The organism is Sphingobium sp. (assembly GCF_032153725.1).
GTDB lineage: Bacteria > Pseudomonadota > Alphaproteobacteria > Sphingomonadales > Sphingomonadaceae > Sphingobium.
In genome coordinates this window covers 1-15581 of record NZ_JALDYQ010000052.1, presented here as the reverse complement: position 1 = coordinate 15581, position 15581 = coordinate 1, and the positions used below count along the sequence as shown (strand labels likewise).

At 60.2% G+C, this 15581-nt stretch carries 13 protein-coding genes and 2 pseudogenes; 8 read left to right on the top strand and 7 right to left on the bottom strand.

Annotated features, from left to right (window positions below):
* Positions 1 to 25 precede the first annotated feature (25 nt).
* Positions 26 to 397, top strand: coding sequence for a glutathione S-transferase N-terminal domain-containing protein (locus RUH75_RS16145; RefSeq protein WP_313807850.1), 372 nt, complete (start codon positions 26 to 28; stop codon positions 395 to 397).
* A gap of 50 nt (positions 398 to 447) precedes the next feature.
* Here RUH75_RS16145 and RUH75_RS16140 read toward each other — a convergent pair whose 3' ends face one another.
* From RUH75_RS16140 to RUH75_RS16135, 3 genes are all read right to left on the bottom strand, one after another.
* Complete coding sequence (locus RUH75_RS16140) at positions 448 to 1083, bottom strand: YceI family protein (protein WP_313807848.1); 636 nt, start codon at positions 1081 to 1083, stop codon at positions 448 to 450.
* A gap of 319 nt (positions 1084 to 1402) precedes the next feature.
* A complete protein-coding gene (locus tag RUH75_RS23705) occupies positions 1403 to 1720 on the bottom strand; it encodes a transposase (protein ID WP_409592383.1) in 318 nt (105 codons plus the stop codon).
* The gene (locus RUH75_RS16135; protein ID WP_313807846.1) at positions 1713 to 2936 is read right to left on the bottom strand and encodes an MFS transporter; all 1224 of its coding nucleotides are present in this window, start codon (positions 2934 to 2936) and stop codon (positions 1713 to 1715) included. Before RUH75_RS16135 ends, RUH75_RS23705 begins: the two co-directional genes overlap by 8 nt.
* A 330-nt stretch (positions 2937 to 3266) precedes the next feature.
* Between RUH75_RS16135 and RUH75_RS16130 the strand changes: the two genes are divergently transcribed.
* Both RUH75_RS16130 and RUH75_RS16125 read left to right on the top strand, forming a co-directional pair.
* Entirely contained in the window at positions 3267 to 5432 is a 2166-nt protein-coding gene (locus tag RUH75_RS16130) for a TonB-dependent receptor (protein WP_313807894.1), read from the top strand.
* A 13-nt stretch (positions 5433 to 5445) separates the two neighbouring features.
* Complete coding sequence (locus RUH75_RS16125) at positions 5446 to 6690, top strand: Rieske 2Fe-2S domain-containing protein (RefSeq protein ID WP_313807844.1); 1245 nt, start codon at positions 5446 to 5448, stop codon at positions 6688 to 6690.
* Between the two features lie 516 nt (positions 6691 to 7206).
* Here RUH75_RS16125 and trmB read toward each other — a convergent pair.
* The 3 genes and pseudogenes from trmB to RUH75_RS16110 all read right to left on the bottom strand — a co-directional run bounded on the left by trmB (position 7207) and on the right by RUH75_RS16110 (position 9835).
* Positions 7207 to 7893, bottom strand: a pseudogene (gene trmB / locus RUH75_RS16120) (tRNA (guanosine(46)-N7)-methyltransferase TrmB).
* 259 nt (positions 7894 to 8152) lie between these two features.
* Positions 8153 to 9229: an IS5 family transposase gene (locus RUH75_RS16115; RefSeq protein ID WP_313807842.1), complete on the bottom strand. Its 1077-nt coding sequence runs from the start codon at positions 9227 to 9229 to the stop codon at positions 8153 to 8155.
* Positions 9230 to 9292: 63 nt separating this feature from the next.
* The gene (locus RUH75_RS16110; protein WP_313807840.1) at positions 9293 to 9835 is read right to left on the bottom strand and encodes a YceI family protein; all 543 of its coding nucleotides are present in this window, start codon (positions 9833 to 9835) and stop codon (positions 9293 to 9295) included.
* A 405-nt stretch (positions 9836 to 10240) separates the two neighbouring features.
* Here RUH75_RS16110 and RUH75_RS16105 point away from each other — a divergent pair, with 405 nt between their 5' ends.
* From RUH75_RS16105 to RUH75_RS16085, 5 genes are all read left to right on the top strand, one after another.
* Positions 10241 to 11080, top strand: a complete 840-nt coding sequence (locus RUH75_RS16105) for a CmcJ/NvfI family oxidoreductase (protein WP_313807837.1) — start codon at positions 10241 to 10243, stop codon at positions 11078 to 11080.
* Positions 11081 to 11106: 26 nt separating this feature from the next.
* The gene (locus RUH75_RS16100; RefSeq protein WP_313807834.1) at positions 11107 to 11526 is read left to right on the top strand and encodes an EthD domain-containing protein; all 420 of its coding nucleotides are present in this window, start codon (positions 11107 to 11109) and stop codon (positions 11524 to 11526) included.
* Between the two features lie 42 nt (positions 11527 to 11568).
* Positions 11569 to 12564: an amidohydrolase family protein gene (locus tag RUH75_RS16095; RefSeq protein WP_313807832.1), complete on the top strand. Its 996-nt coding sequence runs from the start codon at positions 11569 to 11571 to the stop codon at positions 12562 to 12564.
* Between the two features lie 304 nt (positions 12565 to 12868).
* Positions 12869 to 13645, top strand: a complete 777-nt coding sequence (locus RUH75_RS16090; protein WP_313807829.1) for a helix-turn-helix transcriptional regulator — start codon at positions 12869 to 12871, stop codon at positions 13643 to 13645.
* Positions 13646 to 13793: 148 nt separating this feature from the next.
* Positions 13794 to 14393, top strand: a complete 600-nt coding sequence (locus RUH75_RS16085) for a tyrosine-type recombinase/integrase (protein ID WP_313807828.1) — start codon at positions 13794 to 13796, stop codon at positions 14391 to 14393.
* A gap of 532 nt (positions 14394 to 14925) precedes the next feature.
* On the opposite strand, the pseudogene RUH75_RS16080 reads toward RUH75_RS16085, so the two are convergent.
* Positions 14926 to 15581, bottom strand: a pseudogene (locus RUH75_RS16080) (DDE-type integrase/transposase/recombinase); the annotation flags it as partial.

Genomic DNA, 15581 nt, shown 5'->3' with positions numbered 1-15581 from the left:
GGGACAATGCAAAGGAGAATGCAGCATGACCAATTCGTTCACTCCAGAAATCTATCTGAAGCAAGGCTGTCCCTTCTGTTTCAAGTTGCGCCTGTTCCTGCTCGAAGCCGGAATGATCGATATCGTGCACATCGCCGAGTATGCGCCGGGTACCGCGGCCGAGAAGCAGAAGAAAGAGGAGCTGTCACATCACTTTGACAGCGGGACTTTCCCGGTGGCCCAGACCGCGCCTGGAGCCTACCTAAAGGATTCCGATGCCATCATCGCCTATTTCGGAGCGCAGAGCGGCGTGAATCCTGAAGACATGCCAACGTTGAAGGCCTACATTGCTGGCCCCTTCGCGAGCCTGATTCAGCTTTACAAGGAAAACATGGAACTGAAGAGCAAGTCGGTTTGAACGGGGAGCCTCGCCCCCGCCGCCGGTCGCGGCTGGGGCGAAGGTCCCGCTTATTGGGAGGCTTGCAGTTCGAAGGCGCCGACAAAAGTAAGCTTCACGTCGTCGCCGATCATGGGGACATAGGCCTTCACGCCGAAATCGCTGCGCTTGATCGTGGTCGTGGCGCGAAATCCCACGGTATAGGCCTTGGCGATCGGATTGTCGCCGGCGCCGGAGAAATTGACGATGGCAGTGACCGGCTTGGATATGCCATGCAACGTGAAAGTGCCCTCCACCACGGCCGTCGTCCCGTCTCCCTGGGGCGTGACCTTGGTCGAGGTGAACGTCGCGTTGGGATACTTCACGGCATCCAGCCACTGATCGCCGCGCAGTTCCTCGTTGAGCTTGTCGGAGGTGGTCAATACGGAGGCGACCGGCAGTGCGACGTCGACCTTCGTCGCCGCGAGGCTTGCGGGGTCGAGCTTCAGGCTGCCGGTCACACCGGAAAAGAGCCCGGAAAAGTCGGTCAGGCCAAAATGGGAAACCGAAAAGATCGCCTGCGAATGATGCGGATCTGCCTTGTAGTTCCCGGCGCGCACTTGTGCCTTCGGGGGAGGCGCGCCTTGCTCGGTCCATGCCGCCGAGTTGGCGGCAACACCGAGCAGGGCGGCCGCTGCGGTCACCAAAACTCCTGAAGCAATCTTCATGTCGAACTCCTTCTTCTCGAATATGGGTGCGGGTGGCCCCGGCGGTCAAACGCCGCAGGCGCCATTTTTTTCCTGCGAACCCGAGGTGCGTGTAACGGGGCGCATCTGATGTTTGCGCGGCAATTCGCATTGGGACTGCACCTTGATAAGCCGCAATATCCCGATGGCACCTATCGGGATATCGGATGTATTCCGCTGTCGCCATTCTTCGACAGTTATGGCGTACGCGCTGCAAACTTAACGCGAAGTCGAATTCGATCCTCGCGCTGCGAATCTGCCCGGGTTTCGGTTGATCTTGGGATGTTTGGAACTCATACGTTTATTCTTTCATGGTAATCAGGCACCTATGTTTCGTTGCGCTTTTTATATTTCGTCCGGTCATGCGGCACCGGTTCGCGCCGTTGTTCTTGGCGGGGATGTCAGCCTCGACTTCGGCCCTGTGCCAGTTCTCGCGAATGACATCGGCGTCATAGCTTTCATCGGCCAGCAGCGCCTCGATCTTGTCAGCGATCGTGCGGAAGAGGGCGCCGAAGCCCTGAATGTCATGCGCCCGCCCCGGTGTCAGGAGGAGGCCGAGCGGACGGCCCTTGGCATCGCATCGGGCCTGGAATTTGGTGACAGGGCATTCTCTACCCAGCCACGTTCGTCCCCACGGCCTGGGCCGATGCCGATCGCTCGATCCGGAGTAGCGTCGCTCTCAAGGCTATCACGAGCGCCGTGGAACCAATGGCGCTGACGATGATCAGCGCTTGCCTTAAGGAGCCTTGCCCATTTTGCGCAACCAATAGGTCACTCGCAATGCCGATGAGCAATGGTCCGAGCCCCAATCCGAGGAAGGAGCTTACCATCATAGCCAGCGCAGCTGCCGTCGCACGTCCCTCTGCTGGCGCGACCTCCTGCACCGCCGACCACACTGGTCCCCCGGTAACACCGAGTAGCAATGCCGCGAATCCCGCACAGGTCAAAGCCAGCGAATAGCTTGGCAGAACGAGTGTCCCCATCACGAAAGGAACCGCACCGACAACGCTTATCATTACCAATCGCATCCGCCAACGCGGGTTACGTCGCGCAAGGCGGTCCGCGAGCCACCCGCCCGCTGTCATTCCGATCAACATGCCAAATCCCTGGGTCAAGGCTAGGTGAGGGCCGAGCGTTGCCCTGGAGACGTTGAATGAGCGTTCGAAGAAGGCGGGAAGCCATTGGGGGATGCCAAATGCGAGGAGAGCGATTAACGATATCGATGCCAGCAGATAAACAAAGGTTCGATTCGACAGGAGCGCCACGGCCCCCACGTTCCTGGCCGAGGACGCGTCTATTTTCTCTACCGTCGCGCTGGTTGGCAGTGCAGGAACGGTGCAGACAAACAATAGGGCAAGCAACGCCCCTGGAATGCCCATCACGATGAACGTCCACCGCCAACCCAGCGCCAATTCGAGCGGGCCGCTGACGGCGAAGGCGGTCAGGATACCCAGCGGTCCGCCGGCACTGAAAAAGGCCAGGACAGTGCTACGACTTTCGGGCGTAAAGAGCTGTGCCAGCGTGGCATGCGATGCAGGGGCGACACCGGCTTCACCTGCCCCGACACCGAAGCGTGCCAGCAGCAGTTGAAAGAAGTTGACGGCGAAGCCGCTTAGGGAGGTCATCGCGCTCCATACGAACAAGGACGCCAGGATGACGGCACGATGCCAGCCACGATCGGAAATACGCGCTATCAGCAGACCGAATACGGCATAAAAGGCGGAAAACGCGAAGCCCGTCACCAAACCGACCTGGCTGTCGGACAAGTGAAGCTCGGCCTTGATCGGCTGAATCAACATCGCCAGCACGTAGCGATCGGCAAAGCTGATGCTCATGGCGAGCGTCAGGAGGACCGCTATATAGATGCGGCGTGCCTGGCTAAAAGTGCCACGCGAATCTGCCACCGCGGGTTCGTCGGTTTGCGACTGGCTCGCTGCGAGAGCCACAACGGATGCTGGCACGCCTTTCTCCCTCCATTACGCGAACTGCAAAATCATCGAATCCGATCCACTCATCTCCGGCGGGAGGGGGGCCATTTGCACTTGTACATCCTGAGCCCGACAGTCCCCGTCCACGGGGACAGCACTGCACCAGGCGTTCGAGCTAGTAAATCAAAGTTACAATATCGGGCGTGTCGTTCAGAACGCGCGGGGAGAGGGCGGGTGATGAAGAATTATAGGCAGATTATTTTTGCTTGCCAGATTTCGCTTGGAGCACTCGGCATCGCATCTGCGGCGTCGGCCCAGGAAACCTCAGCTGCACCAAGCGCTGACAGCGCGGGCAGTGCGGTCCAAGCGCAAGGAGGCGTGGAGGATATCGTAGTAGTTGCTCAGCGTCGCTCGGAAAGGCTGCAAGAAGTGCCAATCGCCATTACCGCGTTGACCTCCAAAGCTTTGGAGGTGAGCGGCGTCACGACAACGACGTCATTGCAGAACTCGGTGCCGGGGCTTTCGATGTCGGTGCAGCAAACATCGGTCTCTCCCTTCATTCGCGGCATCGGTAACCGCAACACGGCACCGGGGGATGAATCGGCCGCGGCGCTTTATATCGACGGTGTATATACCGCCAGCCTGGCCGCAAGCGTATTCTCGCTCAGCAATATTGAGCGGATCGAGGTGCTGAAGGGGCCTCAAGGTACTTTGTTCGGCCGCAATGCCGCCGCGGGCGTCATTCAGGTGATCACCAAAAATCCCTCGACGACGCCGTCCATGGAGGCGAGTCTCAGCTACGGCAATTATGAGACTGTTGTCGGCCAGTTCTATGCCACGACCGGGATCACCGACACTCTCGCGGCAGACCTTTCAGTCTATGGAATGCACCAGGGCCAAGGCTGGGGTCGCAACCTCGCGACCGGCAATGAAGTTTACAAGGGCCATGAGATCGGCATCCGCAGCAAGTGGCTGCTCGATCTCGGCGACACGACCGTCACGCTCAGCGGCGACTATAATCGTAACAACCCGGTGCTGGATCCGGCGCTGCGGGCGCTGCAAGGGAAGCAGCTGAGCGGTGGCATCGGCTATCCAGGCTTCTTCAACGTCAACAACACGATCGACGTAGACGGCACGACACGACAGTGGGGCGGCAATCTGCAGGTGCGCCATGACTTCGGCGATTTCCAGTTCGTCAGCATTACCAGCCATCGCGACGTCAAGTTGATCCTCAACTTCGATCAGGACGGAACGCCCGCCAACTTGTCGACGGCGGTGTTTGACCAATACGCGCGCGCTACTACGCAGGAACTTCAGCTGCTCGCGCCGCGCGACGCCGCATTTCAATGGATCGTTGGCGCTTTCTATTTTCATGACAATTCGGCCTATGATCCCCTGACGCTGACCGGAAGCACAGCTGGCGGCCGGACCATTCAGCGCTTTTCGCGGCAGACGAGCACGTCCTATGCTGGCTATGCGCAAGGCACGGTCGAGATAATGCCGCAGACCAATTTGATTCTCGGCGCGCGCTATACGTCGGACAAGCGCAGCATTAACGGTGTCGACGCCGTGAATGGAACCTTCGGAGCGCCAGTGAATCAGCACGCGACATTCAGCAAGCCCACCTGGAAGGTCTCGCTCGACCACAAGTTCGACCGCGATTTGATGGTGTTCGCTCAATATGCGCGTGGATTCAAGAGCGGTGTCTTCTCTGCCCCTGCGCCCACTCAACCGGCTGTGCGTCCTGAAATTATCGACGCTTTCGAACTTGGCTTCAAATCCGAGCTGTTCGGCCGGCGTCTTCGTTTCAACGCGTCAATCTTCTATAACCTGTTCAAGGACGTGCAGTTGCAGGTGCCGGTACTCGGCTCCAGTGTTCTGATAAATGCGGCCCGCGGCGACGTGAAGGGGCTCGAGGCGGAATTGGAGTTCGTGCCAGATCGCAACTTCCGCCTGTCGGCTTCACTTTCGTATCTGGACGGCACTTACACGCGCTTCCCGGCGGCACCGGCGTTCACTCCGCTACCCGGCGGGGGAGCCAGCCAAGTTGCCATCGATGCGTCTGGAAATGATACGATCTATACGCCGCCGTTCACTGCGAACCTCAACGCGCAGTATAAGATCCCGGCCACGATCGGCGATTTCGACGTTACCGGATCGGTTTATTACAATGATGGCTTCTTCTTTGATCCCGAGAACAGGGCCAGGCAGGATAACTATGTGCTGGTGAATGCTTCGCTCGGCTGGACGTCGGCCAACGGCCGGTGGGGCGTGAAGCTTTATGGTCGCAATCTGACGGATGCGCATTACTACAACCAGATCATTCCGCAGCGCTTCGGCGATACGGCCGTTCCCGACGCGCCGCGCACTTATGGCGTCATGGTGCGCATGAATTTCGACTGAAGGAGTAGGGCTTATGCTGACCGAGGAGAATAATCGTCTGTTGACGGAAGTGGGGCCCAAAACGCCGCTCGGCGGACTGATGCGGCAATATTGGATACCCGTGATGCGGTCGTCGCAGTTGAAAGCTGGCGAATCGCCCAGATTGTTCAAGATCCTTGGCGAGACTTTCGTGGCGTTCCGCCTGCCCGATGGTACGGTTGGAATCGTGGATGAGAAGTGCCCGCACCGAGGCGCATCGCTGGCGCTGGGGCGGGTAGAAGACTGCGGTCTGCGCTGCATTTACCACGGATGGCAGATCTCGCCGTCTGGAGAGCTTCTGGAGGCGCCGACGCATCCGCCATCGGCTCGGCTCGACAAGATCGGCACTGGTGCCCATCCGGTGCGCGAAGGACAGGGGATGATCTGGACATGGCTGGGCCGGGGAGAAGCGCCGGCTTTCCGCCATTTCTCTTTCACCGACCTTCCAGACGATCACGTGATTGCAGCCACGATGACCCTGCATTGCGGTTGGCTCGCGCCGCTTGAAACCTTATGGGACGTATTTCATGCGCAAATCCTGCACAATGATACCGTTCGCGCGTCTTTTCGCAGCAAAGTCTATTTCTCCGATAATCAGCTGAGCACCAGCAGCGGACTCAGGTACGATTACCCGGAGATGCTGGTCCGGCGCACGCCCTACGGCTTCGATCATACGAACTGTGATGCGGCGAAGGACACGCATTTCCGGTTCATTTTGCCGTTCTTCCAGCACCACACCGTTTCACCTGATCCGCTCGAGGACAAGGCGATCCACATAGCCGTGCCGATCGACGACGAGCATACGCTGGCCTGGCAAATATTCTACAATCGCAACGCTCCGCTGAAACCTGAAGGTTTCGGTCTGGCGAACTTTGGTCAACTCGAAGACTTCGACGATCTTTACCAGAATATCCGCAACAAGGGGCCGCGGACGCCCGAGGGATTGTGGGGTTGGGGGCAGGACCGCGACGCGATGGAGCGTGGCGAGAGTTTCGCCGGCTTCGTTGGTAACGGTACTGTGCTCAACACGCTGGCCGAGGATTTTTGCGTCCTGGAAAGCCAGGGGCGGGTCGATCGCACGCGAGAGATGTTGGCTCCGGTCGACAAGGCACTTGTCGAAGGGCGCCGCACTGTATTGGAAGCGATCGCTGCCCATCAGCGGGGAGAGGTCGCACAGGGACGTGATTTGGACCTTTCCGACGTGGAAGCACTGTTCATAAGCAAGAAGCAGGCTGCCTAGATCATGTCCGATCGAAGCCTTTCAGATGCTCCATTCGTCGTCGTCGCGCGCCATCGTTCGGTTTCCTCGGGCGAGGATGTCGCGGTGCGTTCGGCTTTTCTGTTCGATGCCGCCCACGCATCCGGGGCGCTTGCCGTTCACGCCGTCGAAGCCTTGACGGGGGAGGCGGACCGGTTCGTAATTTCGTACTGGTCGGATCGAGCCGATGTCGAAGATTATTTCGATAGTCTGGGACGACATATGCCGGGGCTATCTGCAAATGCCGATCAAACTGAGTTGAGGTCCGCTCCAACAGGGGCAGGACCAGCTGCCTTTCATGCGCTTGTCACGATCCGGCTCGAGAGTGCCCGATATTCTGTGTAAGCGCGCCGGCGCGCGACGGCTCGAAGCCGTTACAATTGCCGACGTCCGCGAGGTCGATCTGATTTTGGCGCAAGACTGGAATCGGCGGTGGTTGCCGCCAGCGGCCGAATCGATTCATGATGGGTCTGAACGGGAAAATCTTGCTTTATCGCGCTAACGGCGCCGGTATCGGAAATACCAGACTTCATGGCGAAGCCGGCGGGCCTTCTTCTCGTAGCGGGTTTCGGGTCAGTCTTCGGGTCGGACACGGAAGTCCTGCGGCGTTTTTGCCAGCCATTCGAAATCGTCGCGCCGGCCCATCACCATCACCATCATCGCCCAACGACAATAGATCGGGTGATCGGTGCCGAAGTGGAAAAGGCCACCCGGCTTCAGTTTGCGGGCGATCAGGTCGATCGGGCCCTTGTCCATGAACCGGCGCTTGGCATGGCGCGCCTTGGGCCAGGGATCGGGATGAAGCAGATAGACGCGGTCGAGCGAGGTCTCCGGCAGCCGTTCCAGCACTTCGAGTGCATCGCCCATGTGGAGGTGGACATTTTTCAAACGCCGCTCATCGAGATGGGCGAGCGCGCCGACCACACCGTTGAGGAACGGCTCGCAGCCGATGAAACCATGATCGGGGCGGACGGTGGTTTGACCGGCGAGATGTTCGCCGGAGCCGAAGCCGATCTCAAGCTCGAGCGGACGGTCATCGCCCAACAGTGTAGCGGCATCCAGCGGCCTGGAGGCTGGAACCTCGACCTCGGGCATGAGGCGCTCGAATAGGGGCGCCTGGCCGACGCGCAGGGCATGGCCCGCGAGTCGGCCGTAGAGGCGACTAATGGTAGTCGGATCGTTCATGCCGCGCCCATAGCAGCGGTTGCCCGCCGCCGCGAGCGCTTCGATTAGGCTTTGGACCTTTCGAAGGCCACGCTGATCAGCAGCGGCACTTCATCCGGCACGAACGGGACGCCGTAACTGGACACCTTGATTTACCACTCTGTGGCCGATGATCGCGGGCGAGCGGCGGGAGCGTGCGGATCTGGCGATGATTTTCGGCTGGATGCCTTTGGTTTTCGGTGGCGTGATTGGTTCAGGGTACGGTGCCCGGCGGTCCGGCTCAGATCATCGCCATCTTCTGTTCCCAGTAGGGGAAGCGTTTGAAGTTGAAGGCGATGTTGGCGAGGCCGATTTTTGTCTTGGCCCGCTCGATGCCGATGGTGCGGATGAACAGGCACATCCTGTGCTTCTGGGTGGCAAAGACATGCTCGACGGCGGAGCGGATTTTGGAGCGGGCGGCATTGGCACGCTGACGCTGCGGCGGAAGCGGCTTGCCCGGTGCCCTGCGGAAGTGGATTTTCGATACGCGGCCGGCGCGCGCAATTTTCCTCTCGTTCTTCTGGCTGCGATAGGCGGTGTCCGCCCAGACCGAACCGCCAGTGTTGGCCGGATCGAGCAGCTCGGGCAGCTCGCGGCCATCGTAACGGGCGGCATCGCTCGCCTTCCATGTCCGGATAAAGCCATGCCGCTGGTCGATGCCGATATGCGACTTATAGCCGAACATCGGTGTCGCGAGCGCCATCAGCAGCTTGCCGTCCGGCCCCTTCTTGCGGCGGCCGCGCTTCAGCGTCCAGCACGCATCGCGGTCCTTCTGTGCCAGCCTGGCGGGCTTCTCCTTCCATGCACCGGGGATGCCGCCACCTTTGACGATGGCACGTTCCTCGTCGGTCATGCGCTGGCGGGGCGCCGCGATGATACTGGCGTCCATGATCTGACCTCCCATCGCCAGATAGCCCAGCGATTTGAGATGGGCATCGAACCGGGCAAACAGCGCATCGACCGCATCAGCGCGAACCAGAGCCTCACGGAAGCGCCAGATCATCGTCTCGTCCGGCCTATTGTCCCCATCGTCGAGCCCGAGGAAACGGCCAAAGCTGCGGCGATCCGGGATCTGGAACTCGGCCTGGGCATCCGACAAGCCATAGAGCGTCTGCAGCACCAGCACCTTGAACATCATCACCGCGTCCATCGGCGGGCGTCCGCCCTTGCTGCCGTCAGACCGCCTCAGCGCCCCGTCCAACGCAGGTCGGAATATCTCGAAGTCGATCAGCCCGCCCAGCTTCTCCAGCGGATCACCCGCCGCCGAAAGCGCCGCGTACCGCGCATCAAGATCAAAAAATCCACGCTGTTCCGACATCTTCGCCTCCATCGCGCTCCCCAACGATGGAATCAGAAAATCACCCAAAACACGAGGGGTAAATCAGGGTTTCCAACTGACGCCGAAATCGCTACACTTGATGGTAGCGGTCGCTTCGAACGCGACGGTTTCCAGCTGATTCATTGGACCCTTGCCGGCGCCGGTGAACTTGGCGTTCAGCGTCACGGGCTTGATCACGCCCTTCAGCGTGAGGTTGCCAGTGATCGTGGCGCTGGTGCCGCTGGCCTGACCCGCAGTCGATTGGAAGCGCCACGTGGGGAACTTGGCCGCGTCAAAGAAATCGGCGCTCTTCAGATGTTCGGTCAGCTTTGCGCTGGTGGTCGTGATGCCGGCTATCGGGATTTCTATATCGACCTTCGCGGCGGAAGGCTTGGCGGGATCGAGGATCAGCGTGCCCGACGCATCGCCGAAGATGCCGTGATACATGTTGAAGCCCAGATGGTTTACCGAGAACAGGATCGGGGTGTGCGCTGTATCGGCCTTGTAGGTGCCCGCGGCCACCCGGCTCGGATCGGCCTTGCCGGGCACTTTCTTGGCATCTGCGCGATCGTGGGAACCGCCATGGCGGCTGCGGCCAGAAGGCACGCGGTAACGATCGATCGGATCATACTGTGCATCTCCTCAGCAGGCGCCGGCCATTACCGGACGCAAAAAGGGCGCGCGCGATCACTCGCGCCAACCCCCTTGATATGACATTAACCTAGCTGTCTGATTGCGCGACAATCAGGGGCGGTTTGCGCGCCTTGGATTATTTCGCCCGCTGCGCGATCGCTGCCGTGGTCACCCCAGGCGGGGACTGGCTTTCCTTCCCCGCCTGGTAGCACTATCGGAGGAATCGTTGCAGGCGGATGCCCGTTCCCAGACATGTGGCGCCGCTCATCCAGGGCTGGATATCTCAGCAGGTTGAGCTGGCTTCTGCCTCGAAAGCGAACCTTGGGATCGAGCCTAATGCCGCTTGCGGCCTGCGGGGGTAAGACAATGGTGGATGCAATGATCGGTAGCCTGGACGATAAGGCGCTGGATGCCATCGAGGCCAGCGTGAACTATCTCATTCCGATGGATGAGAGGGCGGTTATCGATGTCTCCGGCCGCGGACGTTCGACGGTCAAGTTCGAGGCGCGCAAGATCACGGTCAACGATGCGCGGCCACTCAGGGCCGGGCTCGATCTTGAGCAGGATGGCTTCACGCTGGTCGAGCACCATGCCGAGCATGCCACAATCTCGGATGCCGATTCCCGGGAGTTGAAAGATGCCTACCTGCAGGAATTGGCCCCCTTCGTGAAAGAACTGGTCGGCGGGCAGGACATCATCCCCCTGCGCAATGGCCCTGTCATCCGGCGTTCCGCCGCGTCGGATCAGGAGAGCATTTCCAAGCCCGCCGGCTTCACCCATCTGGACTTTACCGCCGCGTCCGCGACCTACTTCCGGTGGATTGCGATGGCCTGGGGAGGGATCAGGGAAATCGAGCCTTTCAGCCGGTTCGCCATATATCAGGCCTGGCGTGCGACTTCGACGCCTCCGCACGACGAAGTGCTCGCGGTTTGTGACCCACGCTCGGTCGATCCGGCCGATCTGGTTCCGGCCGATTTCTATCCGGTTCCTCACGGAATCGGCATCCAGTTCGAATCGCAGGTTGTCAAGTATAACCCTGGGCATCGGTGGTACTATTTTTCCGATATGAACCGGGATGAACTGCTGGTGTTCAAGGGATATGATTCGGACCCGTCGCGGGCCTGCTTCGTCCCGCACTCGCCATTTCGCGCGCCAGCGGGCGCGCAAGTCAATCCGCGATCGAGCATCGAGTGCCGGTTTATTGCTTTCTTCGCGTAGGCACATGCCCGCATCACAGCCGGAACATGGGCAAAATCTCACGGGAAGCGAGCAATTCGATGATTATCACGCTAAGCTTTTACAAGCGCCTGCCGGGCCTGACCGGGGAGCAGTTTTCGGACCATTGGCGCAATGTGCATGGGCCGCTCTTGCGGGATACGCCTGACAGCCGACGCTATCTGCGCCGATATATCCAGCATCATATCCGGCCCAATACGGCCTTTGACGCCGATCCGCTCCCGTTCGACGGCTTTTCCGAGGTCTGGTACGATAACATAGAACAACGCAAGGAGCTGTTTTCCCTGCCGGTGTTCAAGGAGGTCTTTATCCCCGATGAGGAGAAATTCATAGATCGGTCGCGAACGACCGTTTCGATGATTGATCGCCAGGCCACGATTATCGGAGAACACCTGGCCATAGGCGGCGAAACGATCCGTTTCTTCTGACACACTGAGCGAACAGATGTCTGCGGGTACGGAGTTTTTGCTGTGAAGATCGATATCCATCACCATTTCATCCCACGGGCCTATATGGATCGGGCGGAAGCGCTGGTTCCACCGGGGGTTGTCGTTGCCCGTGAGGGTGCCATCGCAACCTTTGCTGACAGTAAAACCGGGTTCGTCTATTTGCGTGTCGATCCGCAATATTGGTGCGACCCAATGACGCAACTGGCGAACATGGACGCTGCCGGCGTCGACCATGCGATCCTGTCGCCGGCGTGCTATCAGGACTGGATGACGCTCGAGGCGGCACAGATCATCAATGACGGCACCGCCGAAGTGGTCGCCCGCTATCCCGATCGCTTTTCCGGCATGATTTCGGTGCCGCCGGATGGGGATAAGGCAATGGTGGCCGAAATTCGGCGGGCTCGTGGCCTGGGACTATGCGCGCTCAACATCACAACCATTCACCAGGGCCGCTTTCCCGATCACCCGGATTTCCGGCTGCTGCTGGAGGTGGCCGCGGAGCTCGATCTGCCGGTCTTCGTGCATCCGAGCTGGCGGTGTTCCAATTGCGAGAACCTGGGCCAATGGAATCTCGAGCGTTCGGTGGGCATTCCCGGCGATCTCAATCTCTGTGTCGCCAGGGTGTTGTTTTCCGGCATTCTGGACGATCTTCCTGGATTGAGGTTCATCTTCCCGCATCTCGGCGGCAGCCTGCCGATGACCTTTCGCAGGCTGTTCCTCAACCAGGGTGGCCCATTGGTCAACGTTCCGGACCGGGACTATCCGGAACTGCTCAAGCGCGTCTACTTCGATACCGCTCCCGGCATCTGGCAGTCGCCGCTCGAAATCGAGTTCGGAGTGAGGTCTTTCGGCAGCAGCCAGGTTATGCTCGGCTCCGATTACCCGCTCTCGCACGATCCGGACAATCTGTTGTGCAGATCGGTTCAACATGTCGCCGATGCCACCCTTCCGGATAGCGACAAGCAGCGGATATTCTCCGCCAACGCGATCGAACTGTTCCGGCTCGCCCGGACTTGAAGGAGCAATGGCTGCAACCGCGTCAGCCGGCACTTCATCTACGTCCTGAGTCCGCCGATCTGCACACTGCCGCGACGAGCGCTCCCCAACGATGCGCGACGAACCGACGCGGATGGCGTCGCATAACCGCGCGAGAACAGGTTGCGCACGATTCTCCCCTGTGGTATTCCGCTACAAAGCTCTTAGCGGCGCCTTCAAAGACCGGGGGCGCCAAGACGATACCGGGCTTGGGAGAGCGATGATTGAGAGGGGCCGCATGGATCGGCGAGATTCGGTTCGATCTGATTTACCCTTGCTACCCGGCTTGATCTCGTCGCTGGGCCGGTGCAACTTCGGGCACGGCCTGATGGAGGCGCTCGCATCGATATGCGGGGCCAGGCACTGCGCATTTGGGCTTTTGAGCGAGCGGCAACTGTCGCCGTTCGGGGCCATCAGTTGCGATGGTACCGACACCGCTCAGCGACAGTTTTCGATCTATCTGTCCGGCGCTTATTGGCGGTCGGACCCGATGATGGCCCAGGCGACCGGGTCGGCCGATAAATCCTGCGCGGCGATGCATTATGCCCGGGTAGAGGATCTTTCGGGCTTTGCGGTTCGCAACATGTTGTATGGCGAGGCGGAGATTGGCGAACGCATCCTCTTTTGCGGGCGCTACGACGAAGGTTTCGCCATCCTGAGCGTGCTGCGATCGCTGAGGCAAGGTGAAATCTCTGAGCATCAGATGGACCATTTGGCCTCGTACTCGCAATCCTTGATGGCTCTCGTCAGGCGGCACATCGATCTGGTCGACAGCAAAGTGGATATTTCCACCGTGCTGACCTCGCTGCCGCTCATCGAATCGATCCTGCAATCGGCCGATATCCCTCTTTCAAGCCGCGAAATAGAAGTTTGTTCGCGGATCCTATTCGGCATATCGACGGCTGGTATCGCGCTTGATCTCAATATCGGCGAAGAAACCGTGATGACATATCGCAAGCGTGCATATCAGCGTTTGGGGATTGGCTGTCAGCGCGAATTGCTGGTCTGGTATCTTAGTCGCTGCGACGAGGCAAAGTTCGCGCGTACGGCGGCTCTCCATTAGAGCGGTTTTCGACCGTTTTGAATCGACGAGGGATTCGAGGGATTGAACGAACCCGCGGACGCGGGAGAGGCGTGAGTATTGGCTGGAATGGCCTCCTGATGGGAAGGTTTGGTTGCTGAAGACCAACCCCTGACCAGCAGACCATCCCATGGCTGATACCACCACGACAGCGGTGTGCCCGCTGCGCCGTCGTATGATCGACGACATGATGCTTCGCAACCTGTCGCCGGCGACGCAACGGTCGTACTTGCACGCCGTCACGAAGTTCAGCCGCTATTTCGGGCGCTCGCCGGATCGGCTTGGGCTCGAGGATGTCCGGACGTTTCAGGTCTATCTCGTGTTACAGGGGATATCCTGGCCGGCGCTCAACCAGACCGTGTGCGCTCTGCGTTTTTTCTACGGCGTGACGCTGAACCGGGGAGAGATACCCGGGCGGATTGCCTATGCACGGATGCCCCGCAAGCTGCCGGCGGTCTTGAGCGCTGACGAAGTGGTGCGCTTTCTCGAAGCGGTGCCGTCGTTGAAGGCGCGGGCGGCGTTGACCACAGCCTATGCCGCCGGACTTCGCGTATCGGAGGTCGTGAGCCTCAAGGTCGGCGATATCGACAGCGACCGGATGCTGCTCCAGGTCCGGAACGGCAAAGGCGCCAAGGATCGCACGGTGATGCTGTCGGCCCAACTGCTCGATATCCGCATCATCCAGATTGTGCTCGGAATGGCGACATACTGCCAACGAACATCCGGCTGAAGGCCGGATCACCTATCGTTTCCATCCGCGCTTCGGCGAGATGGTAGAGATCAGACGTCGGCTCGAATACGCCGGCGTCGAGTACATCGTTGTTTCACAACCCAACGGTTCGTTTGCCACCTTGCCGGCCTGGATGACGGAACCTGCAGCATCCCGTTTCGAGGTTGCCGACGGTCCGCCGCGCTTTCCACTCGATATCCTGCGCGTAATGCGCGCCGAAGTCGACGCGCTTCTAAGCTTTCTCCTGACCGAATCAAAAACGGAGACAGCTGATGGTGGCTCGCAAATCGACAACTCACCAACCAAGTCTGTTCGCCACAGAGCCACCGTGCGTAACGCCGTGCCCGAGGCGAATGATCGAGTTGCGGGGTGCTCTGGAAGGTCTGATGCGCGAGATCGCGCAGACGCTGGTCAACGTCAGAAGCGCGGAGGGCGGCCATGAACAAGATCACGGCTGAGCATCTCCAGCGCAGCGCCTGCGTCTATATCCGTCAATCAACGGCTGATCAGCTTGTTCACAATCGTGAGAGCCAAGCGCCTCGGCCGGCACGATGCCGATCCCGCCCACCGTGCGCACGTTGGCGACCGAAGCGAGCCAGCCGCCGACTTCGGCGTTGGCGGTGGCCGCGTCGACGCCGAGGCCGCCCTGGCGCAGCCGGCTCTCGAGCGGCACCCAGAACGAGCCGCGCAGATAGCGGATAAAGCGCTCGACCTTGCCTTTCGTCTGGGCGCGATAGGGCTGGCACAGCCGCGGGCGAAAGCCACAGTGCTGGGCAAAGTCGAGCAAGGCGGGATGGAAGCGGTGCTGGCGCGGCACCCCACCAAAGGCAGCGAATGCGCCGCGATGACAGGCGATCAGCGTCTCGACGCGTTCATCGGTCACGAACTCGGCATAGGCATAGCGGCTGTAGCTGAGCACCGCGATGAACACCGAGAGCGGGTCGGCACCCCGCCGGATCACCGCCCAATCGACCTGCATCTGCTCGCCAGGCGCGGTCTCGAAGCGCACCGGCGGCGCGGCCGGGCCGGCTGGCACCAGACTGGCGAGATAGGCGCGAAGCTGCGTCAGCCCGCCTGTGTAGCCGCGACCGCGAAGCTCGAGGAGCATTGCCGGCGCCGGGATCCGGTGCGGGGCAGCATGCCGCCGCGCGCTCGTCGATATAGGTCTTGAACGGGTCGAGCTTGCAC